The sequence below is a fragment of the Azorhizobium sp. AG788 genome (assembly GCF_943371865.1).
In the GTDB taxonomy this organism is placed as follows: domain Bacteria; phylum Pseudomonadota; class Alphaproteobacteria; order Rhizobiales; family Xanthobacteraceae; genus Azorhizobium.
Genome location: NZ_CALRWL010000009.1, coordinates 89876 through 111182, shown reverse-complemented (window position 1 = coordinate 111182; position 21307 = coordinate 89876). Strand labels below are relative to the sequence as shown.

Sequence of the window (21307 nt, the reverse complement as noted above, 5' to 3'; positions counted from 1 at the left end):
CATCCGGGCGGAGCGGGGCGCGTGATGGGCGACGGCGGACCGATCTCGATGCCGTCCGGGACCGGGGCCAGCGGCCGCCGGGGCGGCAGGGCGCGCCGTGGTTTCACCGATGCCCTGCTGAGCAGTTGCGCCACCGTGGCGCTGATGCTGGCGCCCGTGGTGGTCACCATGGGTGTGGCGCTGCCCGGCCCGGCGCAGGCGCAGACCAAGACGCTGAGCGCCACCAGCTCCGGCGCCACCCTCGACAATTATCCGGGCTACACCAATTTTCTCATCACCACCGCCACCACCGTCAGCGCCATTTCCGTCAGCGCGGTTGCCGGCAGCGGCGCCAACATCTGGACCCTGACCAACCAGGGCACGGTCACCGGCAATTCCGTCCCGGGCATTTCCTTCGCCGGCGGCGGCCTGGTGACCAACAGCGGCACCGGCGCGCGGATCTCCGGCTCCATCGGCGTGAACATCCTGGGTGCGCAGGGCACCGTGGTGAACGATGGCGTGATCACCGCCAGCAACAGGGGCATCTATTTTGATGCCGGCGGCACGGTCACCAACTCCGGCACCGCGGCATCGATCACCGCCGGCGGGTACGGCATCTATATCAAGAATGCCAACGGCACCGTCACCAATGCCGGCACCATCCGCAGTACGGGCGATAGTGCCATCGCCATCTGGTATGCGGGCGGCAGCGTGACCAACGCCGCCACCGGCGTGATCGCGGGCGCCAACAATGGCGTGACCTTCGGCTCCACCGATGGCGCCAACGCCACGGTCACCAACAACGGACTGATTACCGGCACCAATTCATACGGGGTGAATGTCGATAAGGGCTTTATCAACAACAACGCCACTGGAACGATTTCTGGCAAGTCCGGCGTGCAGATTGGGCTCGGGGGTGCCACGCTCGTCAATGACGGCCTCATTACCGCGAACGGCACCTTCTCGGGGGTGGTGAGCAGCGATGCGAGCAGCCCCGGCGTGCGCGTCATTGGGACCTCCCTCATTACCAATAATGCCACCGGGACCATCACCGGCACCGCCATGGGCATTTACTTGGCCGGTAGTGGAAGCCGGGTGACCAATGCCGGCACCATCAGTGTCGGGGCTGCCGGCGGATTTGCCATCTATTCGATCAGCCTCGCCACCATCACCAATTCCGGGGTGATCCTGGGCGGTTCGTCCGGGACCGGCATCTATCTCGCCACCGGCGGGACGGTGACCAACAGCGCGGTGGCGGCGACGATCTCCGGCGGCTCCAGGGGTATCGCCATCAAGGGGGCGCCTGGCACGGTGTCGAACAGCGGCACGGTGATCAGTGCTTCGGGCGTCGGCGTTGCGCTGGCGCTGGGCGGCAAGGTGACCAATAATGCCGGGGCGACTATTTCCGGCACTGTCGGCGTGACGAACGCGGGCACCCTCGGCACGGTGATCAATTACGGCACCATCATCGGCACGAGCGGCACCGCCATCCGCTTCACCGGCGTATTGGATGACTCGGTGCAACTGCGGCCGGGGGCTGTGGTCACCGGCGTCATGGACGCCGGCAACGGTACCGACTTGTTGCAGTTCGGCGGCTCCACGGCGGGCACCATCGCCAATGTGAGCGCGATCAATTTCGAAAACGTCACGGTCATTACCGGGGCGAACTGGACCTTCACCGGCTCAAACACGCTGGGCAACGCCGCCCTGACCAATCTGGGCCAGATGACGGTCGCAAATGCCGGCACGTTTACCAATGCCGGTTCCGGCTCGGTCACCAATGCGCGGACGCTGACTGCCGCGGGGACCTTCGCCAATAGCAGCGCGCTGACCAACAATGGCACAGCCAGCACCGTCATTGTTGCCTCCGGCGGCCTGTTCGCCAATAGCGGGACCGTCACCAACGGTGGCACGGTCACTATCGCCTCGGGCGGCGTGTTCACCAATAGCGGCACCTTGACCAATAACCGCTTGCTCGCGATCGCCTCGGGCGGCGCGTTCACCAGTAGCGGAATTCTCACCAACGCTGCGAGCCAGACGATCAGCAATGCCGGCCTGCTGACTCTGTCCTCCGGCACCTTCACCAACAATGGTCTGCTGACCAATACCGGCAGCATCTCCGGCACGGTGACACTGACCGCCACCGGAACCTTGGACAACCAGCTCAGCGGCATCATTTCCGCCACCGGGGCGGCGGTGGTGAATGCCAGCGGTGTGACGCCGACACTCACCAACCTCGGCACCATCACCTCGTCCGGCAACAACGGCGTCTACCTGTCCGCCGGCGGCAAGGTGACCAACAGCGGCAGCGCCGCGTCCATCTCGGGCAACAAGTTCGGTGTGAATATCACCGGCGCGGTGGGCACGGTCATCAATGACGGCACCATCCGCTCGGTGGGCGGGGCGGGTTACGCCGCCATCAATCTGGCCGGCGGCGGCAGCATCAGCAATACGGGAACCGCCAGCGTCATCGCCGGTGCCTATGGCATCTCCCTCAGCGGCGGTCTGGGCACGCTGGTCAATCGCGGCACGATTTCGGGCACCTCGGGGAATGGTGTGTTCTTCGCCTCCGGCGGCGCGGTGGGCAACGTCACCAATTACGGCACCATCATCAGCACGGGAGGCGCGGCCCTCTATCTGCAGAGTGGCGCCGTGGTCACCAACGCTGCGGGGGCGACGATCTCCGGCAAGAGCGTCGGCGCTAACATTCTGAACGGTTATGGCGCCGGTTCCACCCTCACCAATGCCGGCACCATCATCGGTACCGATACGGCCTCCGGCATCGGCGTGTTCATCGATGTATTCGGCCAGAGCAATACGGTCATCAACAGCGGCACCATCATCGGCACTGGCGGCACCGCCGTGCAGTTCGGCCGCGTCACCGATGATCTGGTGCGGCTGCTGCCGGGCGCCGTCTTTACTGGCGTGGTGGATGGCGGCGGCGGCACCGATACGCTGGAATTTGGCGGCACCGCGGCGGCCAGTTTCAACGGGCTAGGCGGCTCGGGCTTCATCAATTTCGAAGTGGCCAGCGTGCTGTCCGGCGCCAACTGGACCTTCACGGGCGTGAATTCCGTCGCCGCGTCCATGTCCATGACCAACGCCGGCAACCTGACCATTGCCTCTGGCGGTACCTTCACCAATTCCGGCACCTTCACCAATTCCGGCACGCTGACCGCCACCGGCACGCTGATCAACACGAATACGATGACCAATACCGGCAGCATCGCCGGCGCCGTCACGGTCACCGGCACCGGCGTGCTGACCAATAGTGCGACCGGTATCATCACCGGCCCGGCTGGCGGCGTGGGAGTGTTCGGCTATGCGGGCGCCTCAGGGCCCGTCCAGAATTACGGGACGATCACCGGCTACGAAGCCGTCTGGATGGACGGCGGCGGCATCGTCAATAATGTGGGGACCGGGTCGCAGCTCATCGGCTCGTATATCGGTATTGTCGGCTTCAGCGGCGCGGTCACCGTGACCAATGCCGGCACCATCCGGGCGACCACGCTGTCCACCATCGCCAGCCACGCCTACGGCGTCTATCTGCGAGCGGGCGGCACCATCACCAATTCCGGCAGCGCGTCGCTGATCGCTGCGCCGGACATCGCCATCGGCTCTGGCTCCTTCGGGGCCAACGTGGTGAACAACCAGGGCCAGATCATCGGCACCAACTATGGCGTCTGGCTGGTCAACGGCACTTTCAACAACACCATCACCAATAGCGGCACCATTTCCGGCGGCACCAAGGCGGTGGCGTTCGGCGCCGGCAACGACCTGTTGACCCTGCAGGCGGGGGCCACCTTCATCGGCGTGGTGGACGGCGGCGCCGGCACCAATACGCTCGCCTTCGACGGCACCGGCGGCAGCTTCACCGGGCTGGGCAGCGCCAGCTTCACCAATTTCGGCATCGTCTCGGTCAATAGCGGCGCCAGCTGGACCTTCACCGGCGCCAATACCGTGGCCTCGGGCGTCGCGTTCACCAACAGCGGCACCCTGGCCAACAGCGGCACGCTGACCAACAACACGACGTTGACCAACAACGGCACGCTCGCCAACAGCGGCACGCTCTCCAATGCCGGCCTGCTGGCCACCACATCCGGCGTGCTCAGCAACAGCGGCCTGGTGAACAATAGCGGCAGCATTTCCGGGACAGTGACGCTGACCGGCTCCGGCACGCTGGACAATGCGATCACGGGCCGGATCACCACCACCGGCACCGGCGTCTACGGCATCAGCGGCACGCCCACCGTCACCAATGCGGGCAGCATCGTCGTCGGCGGCACCGCCATCTGGCTGAATTCCGGCGGCCGGGTCGCCAACACTGGCACCACCGCATTGATCTCCGGCGGCACCGGCATTTCCATCCGCAACGCCAATGGCACCGTCTCCAATGATGGGACCATCACCGGCAGCGCCGGCGCGGGCGTCGTGATCGACTATGCGGCGGGCAGCGTCACCAACAGTGCCACCGGGACCATCACCGGCGCCACGGGCGGCGTCAATTTCGGCGACACCTCCGGCGCCGTCGCCACGGTGATCAATTATGGCCTGATCGCCAGCTCCGGCGGCTATGCCGTCAACATGGACCGGGGCGTGGTGACCAACCACGCCGGCGCCACCATGTCCGGCGTATCCGGGGTGCAGCTGGGCACCGGCACGCTGATCAATAGCGGCACCATCACCGGCACCACCACCAATGGCGTGCGCTCCAACGGCGGCGGCAACATCATCGGCAACGATGCCAGCGGACGCATCACCGGCGTCGGCTATGGCGTCATGATGTTCGGCGGCACGCTGACCAATTCGGGCACCATCCGCGCCACCGGCACCAGCGGCGTCGGCGTCTACAGCTTCAACACCGATACCGTCACCAATGTGGGTACGTCGGCGCGGATCGAAGGCGGACACACCGGGGTGCAGTTGCGCAATGCCGGCTCGCTGCTGCGCAATGAAGGCACCATCATCGGCACCGCCGGCTACGGCGCCGACCAGACCACCAACGGCACCATCGTCAACTTCGGCGCGACGGCGCTGATCAGCGGCAGCCTGGGTGGCGTCCTGATCTCGAACGGCACCACCAGCAATGTGATGTCGGTCTCGATCGCCAATGCCGGCACCATCTCCGGCACCGGCACCGCCGGTTTCGGCATCAAGACCATGGATGGCCTGGGCACCATCGCGAACACCGGCACCATCCTCGGCGGCTCCGCCGGGTCCGGCGTTGTGCTGGATGCAGGCGGCTTTGTCCGCAATCAGGTCCTGGCGTCGCTGATTTCCGGCGGCAACGACGGCGTCTATGCCCGTGGGGCGGCCGCCACCATCACCAATTACGGCACCATCATCGGCACCACCGGCGATGGCGTCGAATTGCAGGCTGGCGGCTCGGTGGCCAATCTGGGCTCCGCCTCGCGCATCACCGGCGACCGCAGCGGCGTTTACGGACAGAATGTCGGCGCCACGGTCACCAATGACGGCATCATCACCGGCATTTTCGGTGACGGCATCCTGCTGCTGTTCGGCGGCGCGGTGACCAACAATCTGACCGGCACCATCTCCGGCGATTGCGATGGAATCCAGGGTTTCAACGCGACGGTGGCGGTGACCAATTCCGGCGCCATCCGCGGTGGCTGCGCCACCGGCAAAGGCGTCTATCTGCTCGCCGGCGGCGCGGTCACCAACAGCGGTTCGCTGGCACTCATCTCCGGCGGGGCCAGCGGCATCACCATCGCCAACGCGGCCGGCACGGTGACCAATGAGGGCACCATCACCGGCACCGGCACGGCGGGCATCGGCGTGGCGTTCGATGCCGATACGTTCAACAATACCTTGATCAATGCCGGCACCATCATCGGCACCGGCGGCACCGCGGTGCAGTTCGGCGCCGGCGATGATCTGCTGGTGCTGCGACCCACTTCGGTGATCACCGGCGCCATTGTTGCCGGCGCCGGCACCAATACGCTGGAATTCGCCACCGATACGCTGGGCAATGCCGGCACCATCGGGCGCACCTTTACCGATTTCGCCATCGTCAATGTGGATGCCGGGGCGAACTGGACCTTCACCACCGCCAACACCATCAGCGCCGGGGGCGTGCTGACCAATGCGGGAACCCTGCTCAACCAGGGCTCCATCGCCGCCGCCGTGACCCTGAGCGGGGCGGGCGTGCTGACCAACGCCGCCGGGGCGCAGATCAGCAGCACCACCACCGGCGTTGTGCTGGCCTTGGGCAGCACCGGCTCCCTGGTGAATGCGGGCGCCATCAGCGCGACCAGCATCGGCGTGCAGGCCCTGGGCTCGGGCGTGGTCTCCAACACCGCGACCGGCACCATTTCCGGTGGCGATTTCGGCCTGCAACTGGTGAACGGCACGCTGACCAATGCCGGCACCATCACCGGATCCGGCACCGCCGGCGTCGGCCTCGCCTTTACGGGTACCTTGGCCAATACGCTGATCAACAGCGGCGCCATCATCGGCAATGGCGGCACGGCGGTGCGGTTCGGCGCCGGAAACGACCTGCTTCAGGTGCTCGCCGGGGCGTCCTTCAGCGGCCTGCTGGATGGTGGCGCGGGCAGCAACACCCTGGAGTTCGTCTCCGGCACCGGCACCGCATCCGCCTTCACCAATTTCGATACGGTGGTGGTGGATGCCGGCGCCTCCTGGACCCTCGGGACAGTGCTGTCGATCCCCACCCTGACCAATGCCGGCACCTTGACCAACCCCGGCACGGTGACCAACACCGTCAGCTTCACCAACACCGGCACCCTCATCACCACCGCCGGCGTATTCATCGAAACCGGGAGCCTGACCAACAGCGGCAGCATTTCCGGCACGGTGACCCTGAGCGGCGCGGGCGTGCTGACCAATCAGGCCGGGGGGCTCATCACCGGCGCCGGGCAGGGCGTGTTCGGCGCCGCCGGGTTCACCGGCAGCATCCTCAATGCGGGCACCATCAGCGGCGGCAGCATCGCGGGCGTCGACTTGAGCGGTGGCGGCACCCTCACCAACAGCACCGGGGCGCTGATTTCCAGCAACGCCATCGCCGTGCAGGTGGCGGGCGGGGTCGGCGTCGTCACCAATGCCGGCACCTTGTCCGGCCAGTCCATCGGCGTGCGCTTCTCCGACGCGGGCGGAACGTTCAACAATACCCTGACCAATAGCGGCACCATCATTGGCAGCGGCGGCACCGCGGTGCAGTTCGGCGCCGGTAACGACCTGCTCAAACTGCTCTCCGGCGCGGCCTTCACCGGCGGCATCAGCGGTGGCGCCGGCATCGATACCGTGGAACTGGTCTCCGGCAGCGGATCCTTCAGCGGCTTCAGCAATTTCGAAGTGTTGCAGATCGATGCGGGCGCCAGCTGGACCGTCACGGCAACCGAGACGTTCGCCACCATCACCAATGCCGGAACGCTGATCAATGCCGGCACGCTGAGCAACCTGGACACTGTGGTCAACAGCGGAACCCTGCTCAACACCGGCACGGTGCTGAGCACGGTCACCCTGTCCGGCTCGGGCGTGCTGTCGAATGCGGCCGGCGCGCTGATCCAGGGCGCTACCGACGGTATCACCGGCACCGGCGCTTCGGCGCGGACCCTCACCAATTTCGGCACCATCACCGGCGCCAGCGGCAGCGGCATCTATTTGTCCGCCGGCGGCGGCATCACCAATTCCGGCAGCGCCTCGATCATCAGCGGCAGCCTGCACGGGGTGCGGATGGCCGGCGGTGTCGGGTCGGTAAGCAATGACGGCAGCATCTCCGGCGGTGTGCGCGGCCTCTCGCTGCTGGGCGGCGGCGATGTCATCAACACCGCTACGGGTCTCATTTCCGGCACCACCACCGGCGTCTACATCACCGGCGGTCCGGCCACAGTGACCAATGCGGGCACCGTCACCGGCGGCACCGGCTTCCTCGCCTCGGGGAGCTTCAACAGCACGCTCACCAACAGCGGCACCCTCATCGGAACCGGCGGCACCGCGGTGCAGTTCGGCGCCGGCGACGATGTGCTCACCGTGCTTTCCGGTGCGGTCTTCACCGGAAACGTGGACGGCGGGGCGGGGACCAATACCCTGACCTTCGCCTCCGGCACCGGTACGCTCTCCGCCACCAATTTCCAGCAGGTGAGCGTGGCCAGCGGCGCCTCCTGGAGCCTCGGGGGCAGCCAAAGCCTCACCGTGTTGAGCAACAGCGGTACCCTGACCAATACCGGCACCATGTCCGTCAGCGGAACGCTGAGCAATGCCGGGCAGTTGACCAACAGCGGCAGCATCACCGGCACGGTCACGGTGACCAGCACCGGCGTGGTGACCAACCAGGCCGGTGGCAGCATCTCCGGCCTCCTGGCGGGCATCACCGGCAGCGGTGTCACGGTGGCCAATGCGGGCACCATTTCCGCCAGCAGCATCTCTGGCACCGGCATCGCGCTCAGCGGCGCGGCAAGCGTGACCAATACCGGGACCACATCGGTGGTCTCGGGCGGTCTCACCGGCGTGGCGCTGGGCGGATTGGGCACCATCATCAATGCCGGCAGCATCGCCGGCGTGCTGGGCTATGGCGTGGCGCTGGCGCTCGGCGGCAGCATCTCCAACAGCGGCCGCATCAGCGGCGGTGCGGCGGGCGTGCAGATCGGCGGCGGCACGGCGACGATCACCAACACCGGAACCATTGCCGGCACCGGCACTGCGGGCATCGGCGTTTTGTTCACCGGCAGCGCCTCCGGCACCATCGACAATTTCGGGGTGATCTCCGGGGCAGGCGGCACGGCGGTGAAGTTCGCCGGCGGCACCAACCGCCTGATCCTGGAAGGCGGCAGCACGTTGATCGGCGCCGCCGACGGCAGCCTGGGCGTGAACACCCTAGTGGTGCGCGACAACGCCGTCCTCTCCGGCGTCAACGCCATCGGCTTCCAATATGTGGGCTTCATCGATGCCACCAATGCCATCGATGCCGGCTCCACCATCACCAATGCGACGGTCATCTCCGGCACCCTGACCAACCAGGGCACGCTGAACGGCAAGGTGACGGTGAGCGGCGGCGCCACGCTGACCACCTCGGGCGTGGTCTCGGTGGATGCGGCCTCCACCAACAGCGGCGTCATCGCCAATAGCGGGTCGTTCACCGTCGCCAGCACCTTGACCAATGCGGGCAGCTTCACCAACACCGGCTTGCTCACCAACAATGGTCTGCTGAGCAATACCGGTACCTTGCTCAATAGCGGCACGCTGGTCTCGACCGCCGGCACCTTCTCCACCTCCGGCCAATTGACCAACAGCGGCAGCATCGCCGGCACGGTCACGGTGACCAGCACCGGCGTGGTGACCAACCAGGCCGGCGGCAGCATCTCCGGCCTCCTGGCGGGCATCACCGGCAGCGGTGTCACGGTGGCCAATGCGGGCACCATTTCCGCCAGCAGCATCACCGGCACCGGCATCGCGCTGAGCGGCGCGGCAAGCGTGACCAATACGGGAACCACATCGGTGGTCTCGGGCGGTCTCACCGGCGTGGCGCTGGGCGGGCTGGGCACCATCATCAATGCCGGCAGCATCGCCGGCGTGCTGGGCTATGGCGTGGCGCTGGCGCTCGGCGGCAGCATCTCCAACAGCGGCCGGATCAGCGGCGGCGCTGCGGGCGTGCAGATCGCCGGCGGCACGGCGACGATCACCAACACCGGCACCATTGCCGGTACCGGCACGGCGGGCACCGGCGTCTTGTTCACCGGCAGCGCCTCAGGCACCATCGACAATTTCGGGGTGATCTCCGGGGCAGGCGGCACGGCGGTGAAATTCGCCGGCGGCACCAACCGCCTGATCCTGGAAGGCGGCAGCACGTTGATCGGCGCCGCCGACGGCAGCCTCGGCGTGAATACCCTGGTGGTGCGCGACAGCGCGACGCTCTCCGGGGTGAACGCCATCGGCTTCCAATATGTGGGCTTCATCGACGCCACCCAGGTGATCGATGCCGGCTCCACTATCACCAACCCCACCGTGATCTCCGGCACCCTGACCAACCAGGGCACGCTGAACGGCAAGGTCACCGTGGACCTGGGTGCGACGCTGAATACCAGCGGCGTGGTCCAGGCCGGGGTCAGCTCCGCCAATGCGGGCACCATCGCCAATAGCGGCTCGTTCACGGTCCTGGTGGCGATGGTCAATCAGGGGACGTTCACCAGCACGGCATTCCTTGAAAATGACGGGCTGCTCAGGACCTCCGGCCGGCTGACCACCTCGGGCACGTTCGCGAACCTGGGCAGCCTGGCCAATACCGGCAGCTTCGCCAATCTCGGGGCGCTGCTCAACAGCGGCACCCTGGACAATGCGGCCAGCATGTCCAATGCCGGCACCATCAGCGGTGCGGGCGTGTTCACCAACAGCGGCGGCTTCACCAACAGCGGCAGCGTCGCCACCACGGTGATGCTCGCCGGAACCGGTGCCGTGAACAATCAGGCGGGCGGGCGCATCACCGGCGTCCTCGCCGGGATCTCCGGCGGCGCGGGCGGCAATGTCATTGCCAATGCGGGCACGATCCTCGCCAGCGGCGCCACCGGCGTCGGGGTCGCCCTCAGCACCGGGACGGTGGCGAACAGCGGCGCGAGTGCGCTGATCCAGGGCGGGGCCACCGGCGTTTCCTTCTCCGGCGTCGGGACGCTCACCAATTCCGGCACCATTGCCGGCACCAGCGGGACGGGCGTTGCGCTTGCCGGCGGCGGGCTGGTGAGCAATTCCGGCCTGATCACCGGCGAAGCGGCGGGCCTCGCCATTGCCAGCGGCACCGCGACCATCACCAACACCGGCACCATCTCCGGCACCGGGACGGCCGGCGTCGGCGTGCTGTTCAGCGGCGGCGCCTCCGGCACCATCGACAATTTCGGCACCATCTCCGGGGCCGGCGGCACCGCGGTGAAGTTCGCCGGCGGCACCAATCGCCTGATCCTGGAAAGCGGCAGCGCGCTGATCGGACTTGCCGACGGCACGCAGGGCGTGAACACCATCGTGGTGGAAGGCAGCGCCTCGTTGCAGAATGTGCAGGCGGTCGGCTTCCGCTATGTGGCGTTCCTGAACGCCACCCAGGCCGTCGATGCGGGCTCGACCATCACCAATGCGGCGGTGCTCTCGGGCACGCTGACCAACGATGGCACCTTGAACGGCACGCTCAATGTCGCCGGTGGGGCGACGCTGGCCAACAATGGTGTGGTTGTGGTGACCAATTCCGCCACCAACAACGGCCAGATCACCTCCAGCGGTACGTTCAGCAATACCAATACGCTCACCAGCAGCGGCAGCATCGCCAACAGCGGCACGCTGAGCAATGGCGGTTCGCTGGTCAATAACGGCACGCTGAGCAATTCCGGCAGCATGAGCAATACCGGCACCATCAGCGGCTCCGGCTCGGTCAGCAATACCGGCAGCTTCGCCAATAGCGGCTCCGTGCAGGGCACGGTGAACGGCGTCACCGGCAGCGGCACCATCACCAACAGCGGCAGCATCGTCGGCACTGCCGATACCGGCGTGAACCTGGGCGCCGGCGGCATGCTGACCAATTCCAGCGGCGGCTTCATCCAGGGCGGCATCTTCGGCGTGCAGGTGGGCACCGGCGGCACCGTGGTCAATGCCGGCACCATCCTCGATGATGCCATCGCCGGCCTCGCCTTGGGCAGCAATGCCTCGCTGACCAATTCCGGCACCATCGGCGGCGTCATCGGCCTCCAGTTCACCGGCACCGGCGCCAGCGCCACCAATAGCGGCACCATCGACGGCACCGGCGGTGTGGCGGTGCAGTTCGCCAGCGGCGTCAACAGCTTGACCCTCACCACCGGCTCGGTGCTGAACGGCTCCATCGATGGCGGCTCCGGCGCCGGGCAGATCACGCTCGCCGGCAGCGGAACCTTGACCAATACCATCGCCAATTTCGGCGCCGGCAGCGCGCTCACCATCGCCAGCGGGGCGGTGTGGAACGCCACCGGCAACTGGACCATCGCCTCGGTGACCAATGCGGGTACGCTCCAGCCCGGGGCCGCGGGTAGTGCACTGCGGGTCACCGGCAATTTCGAGCAGACCGCCGGCGGGACGCTCAAGGTGGCGGTGAATCCGGCCGGGCAAAGCTCGCAATTGCTGGTGTCCGGCACCGCGACGCTCAATGGCACCTTGTCGGTGCTGGCCGGCACCGGCGCCTACAATGCCTCCACCACCTATTCCATCCTGACCAGCACCGGGCTGAGCGGCCAGTTCAGCACCATCACCACCGATCTGGCGTTCCTGATCCCGCAGGTGAGCTACAGCGCCCAGGGCGCGGCGCTGACGCTCTCCACCGGCGCGCAGCCGGTGCTATTCTCCAGCGTGGCCACCACCCGCAACCAGTTCAACACCGCCACTGCGGTGCAGATGGGCGGGTCGGGGTCGGCGCTCTATCAGGCGGTGGTGGGGCAGAGCGTGGCCGGCGCCCGCGTCGCCTTCACCATGCTCTCCGGCGAGGCCTATGCCAGCGTCGGCACGGCGCTGCTGGATGACAGCCGCGTGGTGGCGCAATCCATGCTGGGCCGCCTGCGGCAGCAGGCCTATGGCGAGGCCGGCGGCGCCGCTGTGGCGCTGGGATCGGGCGGGCCGGCGCGCGTCACCTCCACGCCGGCGCTGGGCTATGCGGCGGACAGCGGCCTGTCCGCACGGCCGGGCGTGGTGGCCATCGCCGGGGCGGGGTCGACATCCGCCGTGGCCGACGGCGGCGCCTCCCAATTGGTGGCGTGGGGCGAAGCGTTCGGCGGCTGGGGCGAGATCAGCGGCAATGGCAATGCCGCTTCGGTGAGCCATGACCGCTCCGGCTTCATGACCGGCATGGATGCCCGGATCGGCGAGGATTGGCGGGTGGGCGTGGCCGGCGGCTATACCAGCGCCAACCTCTCCATCACCGATCGCGCCAGTTCCGCGGATATCGGCACCTACAGCCTCGGCCTCTATGCGGGCCGCGCCTTCGGGCCGGTCAATGTGCGCGTTGGCGCCGCTTATAGCTGGAGCGACGTGGACATGGCCCGCACGGTCCTGTTCCCCGGCTTCAGCAACGCCTTGACCAGCAGCTATGGGGCGCAGACCGCGCAGGTGTTCGGCGAGGTGGGCTATGGCTTCACCTGGCAGGGACTGGCGCTGGAGCCGTTCGCGGGCCTGACCTATGTGCATCTGAACACCGGCTCGGCGCAGGAGATCGGCGGGGCGGCGGCGCTGAGCCTGCAAAGCTCCACGGCGGACATTACCTATGCCACCTTGGGCCTGCGGCTGGGCACCAGCTGGGCGCTGGGCAATGGCACCACGTTGATGCCGCGCATGATGATCGGCTGGCAGCATGCCTTCGGTGATCTGGATCCGGCGGCCTATCTGGCCTTCACCAGCACCGGGGCGAACTTCAACGTCACCGGCGCGCCGCTGGCGCGCAATGCGGCGCTGCTGGAACTGGGCGCCGACTGGAAGCTGAGCGAGAGCATCAAGCTCGGCGTCTCGTATCGCGGGACGCTGTCCAATACGGTGCAGGACAATGCGGTGACCGGTTCGTTCACCTGGTCGTTCTAAGGGCTCCGGTACGTTCCGGTCGGCTGGCGTCGCGCCTGACCGGGACGGTCTCCATCACAGTCCGAGAACCGGTTTCATCGGACCCACTCGGATCGGTGAACCCGCCTGCGGGATGAGCGGCCGGCGTGAGTTGACACGCCCAGAGGTTTCAGGACATTCGGCCCATGAACGCTTTGCACCCCAATCTCTGCGCCTGCGGCAGCGGGCTGCGCCCGCTGCGCTGCTGCCAGTTGGATCTCGCCACCCTCGGGCCGGCGGCCGCCAGCCGGCATCTGCTGCCCCTGGTGGATGAGGCCATCGCCTGCCACACCAAGGGCGCGTTCGCGGACGCCGAGCGGCTGTGCCTGGAGGTGCTGGAACTGGCGCCGGGGCAGGGCGGGGCGCTGGCGGTGCTCTATCAGATCCGCAAGATGCAGGGCGCCATGGCGGCGGCGGAGGCGCTGGTGCGCCGGCTGGTGCTGCTGGACCCCAACAATGTGTGGGCAACCCAGGAACTGGCGCTGCTGCTGTTCGGCAAGGGCGATCTGGCCGAAGCGGAAACGCATGCCCGCAATGCGGTGCGCATCGCGCCCACGGACCCTCAGTCGCACAATCTGATGGGCATGATCATGACCGAGCTGAACAAGCCCCAGGTCGGCGAATTTCACTATCGCCGCGCGCTGGAACTGCTCGGCCAGCGCCAGCCCATCCTGCTGGCCAATCTGGCCTGGAACCTGAAGAACCAGGGCAAGATGGCCGAGTCCCGCGCGCTCTATGAGGAATCCACGGCGCTGGCCCCCACCATCCTCCAGACCCTGCTGGGCTGGGCGCGCATGGAGGAAACCGACCGCGATTTCGCCCGCGCCGATGCCTTGCTGGATCAGGCGGAGGCGCTGGCGCCGGGCCATCCCAGCATCCTGCTGCACCGCGCGGTGGTACGCGGGCGCACCAAGCAGTATGACGACGCCTTGGCGATCCTCGACCAGATGGCCCAGCAGAGCCCCGGCGGCGGGCTCGGCACCAACGACCTCCTGGAAAAGGGGCGGTTGCTGGACAAGATGGGCCGCTATGACGAGGCCTTCGCCGCCTTCGCGGCCGGCAAGCGGCTGAATGTGGAGCAGAGCGGCATGGTCTATCTGGCCGAGCATGCCGCCCAGCAGGCCGGCCGGTTGAAGGCCTATTTCACCGCCAACCGCCTGCGCATCGTGCCCCGCGCCAAGCCGGTGGAGAGCGGGCCGCGGCCGCTGTTCATCTTAGGCTTCCCGCGCTCGGGCACCACCATGGTGGAGCAGACCCTGTCCGCCCATCCCAAGGTGTCCGCGGGCGACGAACTGACCTTCGTGCACGACATCGCCAATCTGATGCCGCGCATGCTCGCCAGTCCCCTGGCCTATCCCGAGGCTTTGGCCGACCTGTGGATGGGCGACCAGTGCGATGGCCTGGACAATCTGCGCGACTATTACCTCCAAAGGGTGAAGCAACTGGGCATATTGGAGCCGGGCGCGACCCGCTTCACCGACAAGATGCCGCTGAATGAGACCCATATGGGGCTCATCGCGCTGATGTTCCCCGATGCGCCGCTGATCCATGTGTTGCGCCATCCCCTCGACATCGTGCTGTCGGTCTATTCCAATCATCTGACCCATGGCTTCTACTGCGCCAATGCGCTGGAGACCATCGCCCAGCATTATGTGCTGGTGATGGATCTGGTGGAGCACTATCGCCGCGAGATGACGCTGAAGTATCTGGCGGTGCGCTATGAAGACATTGTCGATGACCAGGAAACCCATGTGCGACGCATGCTGGCGTTCGCGGACCTGCCGTTCGACAAGCGCTGCCTGAAATTCCATGAGAACAAGCGCTATGCCCGCACCGCCAGCTACGCGCAGGTGACCGAGAAGCTCTATGACGATTCCCGCTATCGCTATCGCCATTACCTGAAGCATCTGGCGCCGGTGATCCCGATCCTGGAGCCGATGATCACGCGCCTCGGATATTCCATCGATGGCTAGCGCCGGGCAAACAATGGCAGGGCAGGAGACCGCCACGCAGGGCGGGGTGGTGCGCACCGTGGACGCCTGGCTGGCGGAGGCGGAAGCCCATGATCAGGCCGGGCGCCTGGACGCGGCCGAGCAGATATTGGCGCAGGTGCTCGAGGCCCGGCCCACCTATCCCCCGGCGCTGCATCAGGCGGCCATCCTGGCGCACAAGCGCAAGCGGCCCCATGAGGCGATCACCCGGCTGGAGCAGGCCATCGCGGCGGCGCCGGATCACCCGCTCTTCCATCGCAACATCTGCGAATTGTATCGCAGCCAGGGCCGGCTGGATGAGGCCCTGGCCCATGGCCGCCGCGCGGTGGACCTGGCCCCCGACGATGCGGGTGCCAATTACAATCTCGGCGTGATCCATTACGACCGCATGGAGATTGACGAGGCCATCGTCTACGCCCGCCGTGCTTTGGCGCTGGAGCCGGGCATGGCGGCGGCGCATTTCGAGCTGTCGGAAGCCCTGCTGCTGGATGGGCAGTTCGCGGAGGGCTGGGATGAATATGAATGGCGGTTCGATCTGCCCAATTCGCCCAGCCTGCTGCCGCACAAGGACAAGCCGTTGTGGGATGGCAAGCCCATGCCGGACCGCACCTTGCTGCTGATCGGCGACCAGGGCTTCGGCGATACCATCCAGTTCTGCCGCTACGTCTCGCAAGTGGCCAAGCTGTGCCCCAACCTCGTCATGGCGTGCAGTTCGGAAATGAAGCCGATCGTGATGCAGCAGGCGGGCATCACCCGATATGCGGATCGCTGGGAGCATGTGCCGGCGTTCGATGCCTATTGCCCGCTGTCCGGCCTGCCGCGGCTGTTCGGCACCGATCTCGGCTCGATCCCGGTGCCCGTGCCCTATGTGCGCGCCGATCCGGCCAAGGTGGCGCGCTGGCGCGCGCGGCTGGGGCAGTTGATCCCCAATGGCTTTGCGGCCATCGGCATCGTGTGGGCGGGACGGCCCACCCATGGCAATGACTTCAACCGCTCCATGACGCTGAAGCTGCTGGCACCGCTGGCCACGCTGGAGCGCACCGCCCTGGTGTCGTTGCAGATGGGGCCGGCGTCGGCGCAGGTGGCGGACTATTACGGCGCCGCGCCGCTGATCCATCTGGGCGCCGAGATCGCCGATTTCACCGACACCATGGCCATTCTGGAGATCCTCGACCGGGTGGTGGCGGTGGACACCTCCATCGTGCATCTGGCGGGGGCCATGGGGCGGCCGGTGTCGGCGCTGCTGCCGTTCGCGCCCGACTGGCGCTGGCTGCGGGATCGCAGCGACAGCCCCTGGTATCCCAGCGTGGAACTGTTCCGCCAGCCCGCGCCCAATGCCTGGGCCGCACCGGTGGCGGCGGTAGCGGCGCGCCTGGCGGGCGCCGCCTAGAGCGTTCCCGCGCGAAAGGGAGTCCGGTTCGCGTGAAGAAAGCGCTATAAATCAGATAGATAGAGAATTTCACCGAGTCGAGAAGCGGGGAAATGGTCTGGAACGGCGCTGCCCCCCGCCGGGATCGGCCCGTGCACCGCTTGGGTGCCGATGACGCCCTGTGACGGACGGTGCCTGCTCCTGCGCCACCCTGTTCAAGGCGTTCCGCTCAAATTATAGGCAGAGGCGCGCCGCGCCATCCGCTGCGATCCGCAGACCGTGCGGGGCCGCGCCCCCGCACCCCTGGCGCACCATCCAACTGGAATACCACCGGAACACATCCGGCATTTTGGCATGAGATTTGCTGACTGGAGGGGGCGGTTCCATCGGGGACCTTCCGACTTGGGGGCATTGCAATGCGCTGTTCGACCGTGTGTGGACTGTGCCCGTGCCGCGCATCCTGACCGTCGCCGCGGCCCAGCTGGGGCCGATCCAGCGGGCCGATGACCGCGGCTCGGCCGTGGCCCGCATGTGCGCCCTTCTGCGTCAGGCCGGCGCCAATGGCTGCGATCTGGTGGTGTTTCCCGAACTGGCGCTCACCACCTTCTTTCCGCGCTGGTTCATGGAAGACCAGGCCGAAGTCGACAGCTTCTTCGAGCGGGCCATGCCCGCGCCCGAGACCCAGCCTTTGTTCGATCTCGCCAAGGAATTGGCCATCGGCTTCTATCTCGGCTTTGCCGAACTGGTGGAGGAGGAGGGCCGTCTGCGCCACTTCAACACCTCCATCCTGGTGGACAAGACCGGCGCCATCGTCCTGAAATACCGCAAGATCCACCTGCCCGGCCATGCCGAGCATGAGCCGTGGCGCGCGTTCCAGCATCTGGAAAAGCGCTATTTCGAGGTGGGCAATCTCAACTGGCCGGTGACGCGGTCGCTGGGCGGCGTGCTGGGCATGGCCATCTGCAACGATCGCCGCTGGCCGGAGACCTATCGGGTCATGGGCCTGCAGGGGGTGGAGATGGTGCTCATCGGCTACAACACCCCGCGCCACAACCCGCCGGCGCCCGAACACGACCGGCTGTCCGAGTTCCACAACCATCTGGCCATGCAGGCCGGTGCCTATCAGAACGGCACCTGGGTGGTGGGCGCCGCCAAATGCGGGGTGGAGGAAGGCTGCGAGATGATCGGCGCCTCCGCCATCATCGCCCCCACCGGCCAGATCGTCGCCCAGGCGCTGACCCAGGACGACGAACTGGTGATCGCCCGCTGCGATCTGGACCTGTGCGCCTCCTACAAGGAGACCACCTTCAATTTCGCCCGCCATCGCCAGCCGGACCAATACGGGCTGATCACCGCCCGCGCGGGGGCCATCCCGCCGGACTGAGCTTTCCTTTGCCCCTGATGTTTTTCGTCTCTGGAGACGCATGATCCATGGCTTTTGATCTCATCCTGCGCGGTGGTCACGTCATCGACCCCTCGCAGAAACTGGACGGCATCGCCGACGTCGCCTTCACCGGCGGCAAGGTGGCCAAGGTCGGCAAGAATTTGAAGGCGGACGCCACCACCGATGTGCGCGACGTCTCCGGCTATATCGTCTCGCCCGGCCTGATCGATCTGCACACCCATGTCTATTGGGGCGGCACCTCGCTGGGCATCGATGCGGAAGACTTCTGCAAGCTCTCCGGCGTCACCACGGCAGTGGATACGGGCAGCGCCGGGCCGGGCAATTTCGCCGGTTTCCGCAAGCATGTGATCGAGCCCAGCCAGGTGCGTATCCTGGCCTATCTGCATGTCTCGCACGCCGGCATCTATGGCTTCGGCAAGCGGGTCATGGTGGGCGAGAGCGAGGAGATGCGGTTGATGAATCCCATCGACGCGGTCGCGGTGGCCGATGCCAACCGGGACGTGATCGTGGGCATCAAGGTGCGCGTGGGCGCCCATGCCTCCGGCACTTCGGGCGTTGCGCCGCTGGATATCGCGCTGCAGGTGGCCGAGGAGACCGGCCTGCCGCTGATGGCCCATATCGACCATCCGCCGCCGAGCTATGAGGAAGTGGTGGACCGCCTGCGCATGGGCGACGTGCTCACCCATTGCTTCCGCCCCTTCCCCAATTCGCCGGCCACCGTGCAGGGGACGGTGAAGCCGGCGGTGCTGCGCGCCCGCGAGCGCGGGGTGATCTTCGACATCGGCCACGGCAAGGGTTCGTTCGCCTTCAAGACCGCCCGCGCCATGCTGGCCAACGGCTTCCCGCCCGACACCATCTCCTCCGACGTGCACGCGCTGTGCATCGAGGGGCCGGCGTTCGACCAGGTCACCACCATGTCGAAATTCCTGATGCTGGGCATGCCGCTTCAGGAGATCATCGCCCGCTCCACCGTCAATGCCGCCATGGCGCTGAAGCGCCCGGAGCTGGGCTCGCTGAAGCCCGGCAGTGCCGGCGACGCCACCATCCTCTCCGTGCGCGAGGGGAAGTTCGATTATGTGGATACCGTGGGCGAGCATCTGATCGGCGACCGCAAGATCGCCTCCGAGGGCGTCGTGCTTGCGGGCAAGTGGTGGCATCCCAAGCGCTCACAGCGTTTCAAGAAACGCGCGGTCTAGTCAAGATTTACACCGCCATGTGCCGTTCGTCCGCAAAAATGGATGGCATGGCATTTGCCTGGACTGGCTGGGGACCTGGCCACTGTCCTTGAGTCTTTCCACCCCTCCCGTGCAAAGCGGGCGGGTAATACGCCGAAGAACAAGGCGATCCCAACCAGACTGGTCAAAGATCAGGCAATCCGAGGGGAATATCATGGACCGCAGGACATTCATCAAGGGTGTGGCCGGCGCCGGGTCTCTGGCCATGAGCGGTGGGCTGGCCATGCCCGCGCTCGCCCAGGGTGCCGCGAAGACGCTGCGCTTCGTTCCCCAGGCGAACCTGGCCAATTTCGATCCCATCTGGGGCACCCAATATGTGGTGCGCAACGCCTCGGCCCTGGTGTGGGACATGCTCTACGGGCTGGATTCCTCCGGCACGCCGCAGCGCCAGATGGTGGAATCCGAAGAGGTCTCCGCCGACGGCCTGACCTGGACCTTCAAACTGCGTCCCGGCCTGAAATTCCATGACGGCGAGAAGGTGCTGGCCAAGGACGTGGTGGCCAGCCTCACCCGCTGGTCCGCCCGCGATCCCATGGGCATCATGATCAAGGCCACCCAGAAGGAACTGGTGGCGGTGGACGACACCACCTTCCGCTGGGTGCTCTCCAAGCCGTTCCCGAAGATGAAGCTGGCGCTGGGCAAGACCAATGCGCCCATCGCCTTCATCATGCCCGAGCGCATCGCCCAGACCGATCCGTTCAAGCAGATCACCGAATATGTCGGCTCCGGCCCCACCAAGTTCATGAAGGGCGAATGGGTGCCCGGCGCCAAGGCGGTGTTCGAGCGCTTTGCCGATTATGTGCCGCGCTCGGAAGCCCCGTCCTGGCTGTCCGGCGGCAAGAAGATGCTGGTGGACCGCATCGAATGGGTGGTGATGCCCGATCCCGCCACCGCCGCCGCCGCCTTGCAGAATGGCGAAGTGGACTGGTGGGAACAGCCGCTCACCGATCTGGTGCCGCTGCTGAAGAAGAGCAAGAACCTCAAGGTGGATATCGGCGATCCCTTGGGCAACATCGGCTCGTTCCGCATGAACCATATTCAGCCGCCGTTCAATAATCCCAAGGTGCGCCAGGCGGTGCTCATGGCCCTGAGCCAAGAGGACTATATGCGCGCCGTGGCCGGCGACGATGAGAAGCTGTGGAAGATCGTGCCCGGCTTCTTCACCCCCGGCACGTCGCTCTACACCGAAGTGGGCGGCGAGGTGCTCAAGAGCGGCAAGGGCAATCTGGAAGCGGCCAAGAAGCTGCTGAAGGAAAGTGGTTACAATAACGAGCCGGTGGTGTGCGTGGTGGCGCAGGACCAGCCCATCACCAAGGCCCAGGGCGACGTGACCGTGGACCTGCTGAAGAAGCTCGGCATGAATGTGGACTTCGTGGCCACCGACTGGGGCTCTGTGGGCTCCCGCCGCGCCCTGAAGACCCCGCCGACCCAGGGCGGCTGGAGCATGTTCCACACCTGGCATGCGGGCGCCGACTGCACCAATCCGGCCGCTTACCCCGCCATCCGCGCCAATGGCGACAAGGCCTGGTTCGGCTGGCCGGAAAGCCCGGCGGTGGAAACCGAGATCGTGTCCTGGTTCGACGCCAAGAATGTGGAAGAAGAGAAGGCCGCCATCGGCAAGCTCAACAAGGCGGCGATCGAGAATGTGACCTACGCCCCCACCGGCTTCTTCCTGAGCTACACCGCGTGGCGCGACAGCGTCTCCGGCATCACCCAGGGGCCGCTGCCGTTCTTCTGGGGCGTGTCCAAGTCGGCGTAACCG

At 66.5% G+C, this 21307-nt stretch carries 6 protein-coding genes; all 6 read left to right on the top strand.

Features of this window, described 5'->3' with window-relative positions:
- The first annotated feature begins 21 nt into the window (after nucleotides 1–21).
- The 6 genes from AAG816_RS08010 to AAG816_RS07985 all read left to right on the top strand — a co-directional run bounded on the left by AAG816_RS08010 (nucleotide 22) and on the right by AAG816_RS07985 (nucleotide 21304).
- The gene (locus AAG816_RS08010) at nucleotides 22–13527 is read left to right on the top strand and encodes a hypothetical protein (protein ID WP_341989059.1); all 13506 of its coding nucleotides are present in this window, start codon (nucleotides 22–24) and stop codon (nucleotides 13525–13527) included.
- A 164-nt stretch (nucleotides 13528–13691) separates the two neighbouring features.
- On the top strand, nucleotides 13692–15518 hold the full coding sequence (locus tag AAG816_RS08005) for a sulfotransferase (protein WP_341989058.1): 1827 nt from the start codon (nucleotides 13692–13694) through the stop codon (nucleotides 15516–15518).
- Nucleotides 15511–16926 carry a tetratricopeptide repeat protein gene (locus tag AAG816_RS08000; protein ID WP_341989057.1) on the top strand — a complete coding sequence of 472 codons (1416 nt, stop codon included), beginning with the start codon at nucleotides 15511–15513 and terminating at the stop codon, nucleotides 16924–16926. Before AAG816_RS08005 ends, AAG816_RS08000 begins: the two co-directional genes overlap by 8 nt.
- 427 nt (nucleotides 16927–17353) lie before the next feature.
- Nucleotides 17354–18289, top strand: coding sequence for an N-carbamoyl-D-amino-acid hydrolase (locus AAG816_RS07995; protein WP_341989056.1), 936 nt, complete (start codon nucleotides 17354–17356; stop codon nucleotides 18287–18289).
- Nucleotides 18290–18336: 47 nt separating this feature from the next.
- Nucleotides 18337–19506 carry an amidohydrolase/deacetylase family metallohydrolase gene (locus AAG816_RS07990; protein ID WP_341989055.1) on the top strand — a complete coding sequence of 390 codons (1170 nt, stop codon included), beginning with the start codon at nucleotides 18337–18339 and terminating at the stop codon, nucleotides 19504–19506.
- 193 nt (nucleotides 19507–19699) lie between these two features.
- Nucleotides 19700–21304, top strand: coding sequence for an ABC transporter substrate-binding protein (locus tag AAG816_RS07985; RefSeq protein WP_341989054.1), 1605 nt, complete (start codon nucleotides 19700–19702; stop codon nucleotides 21302–21304).
- Nucleotides 21305–21307: the final 3 nt, after the last annotated feature.

What these genes read in the sequence shown, in the direction of transcription:
- AAG816_RS07990 (WP_341989055.1), top strand. Translation starts at nt 18,337, where the DNA reads ATGGCTTTTGATCTCATCCTGCGCGGTGGTCACGTCATCGACCCCTCG.
- AAG816_RS08005 (WP_341989058.1), top strand. Translation starts at nt 13,692, where the DNA reads ATGAACGCTTTGCACCCCAATCTCTGCGCCTGCGGCAGCGGGCTGCGC.
- AAG816_RS08000 (WP_341989057.1), top strand. Translation starts at nt 15,511, where the DNA reads ATGGCTAGCGCCGGGCAAACAATGGCAGGGCAGGAGACCGCCACGCAG.
- AAG816_RS07985 (WP_341989054.1), top strand. Translation starts at nt 19,700, where the DNA reads ATGGACCGCAGGACATTCATCAAGGGTGTGGCCGGCGCCGGGTCTCTG.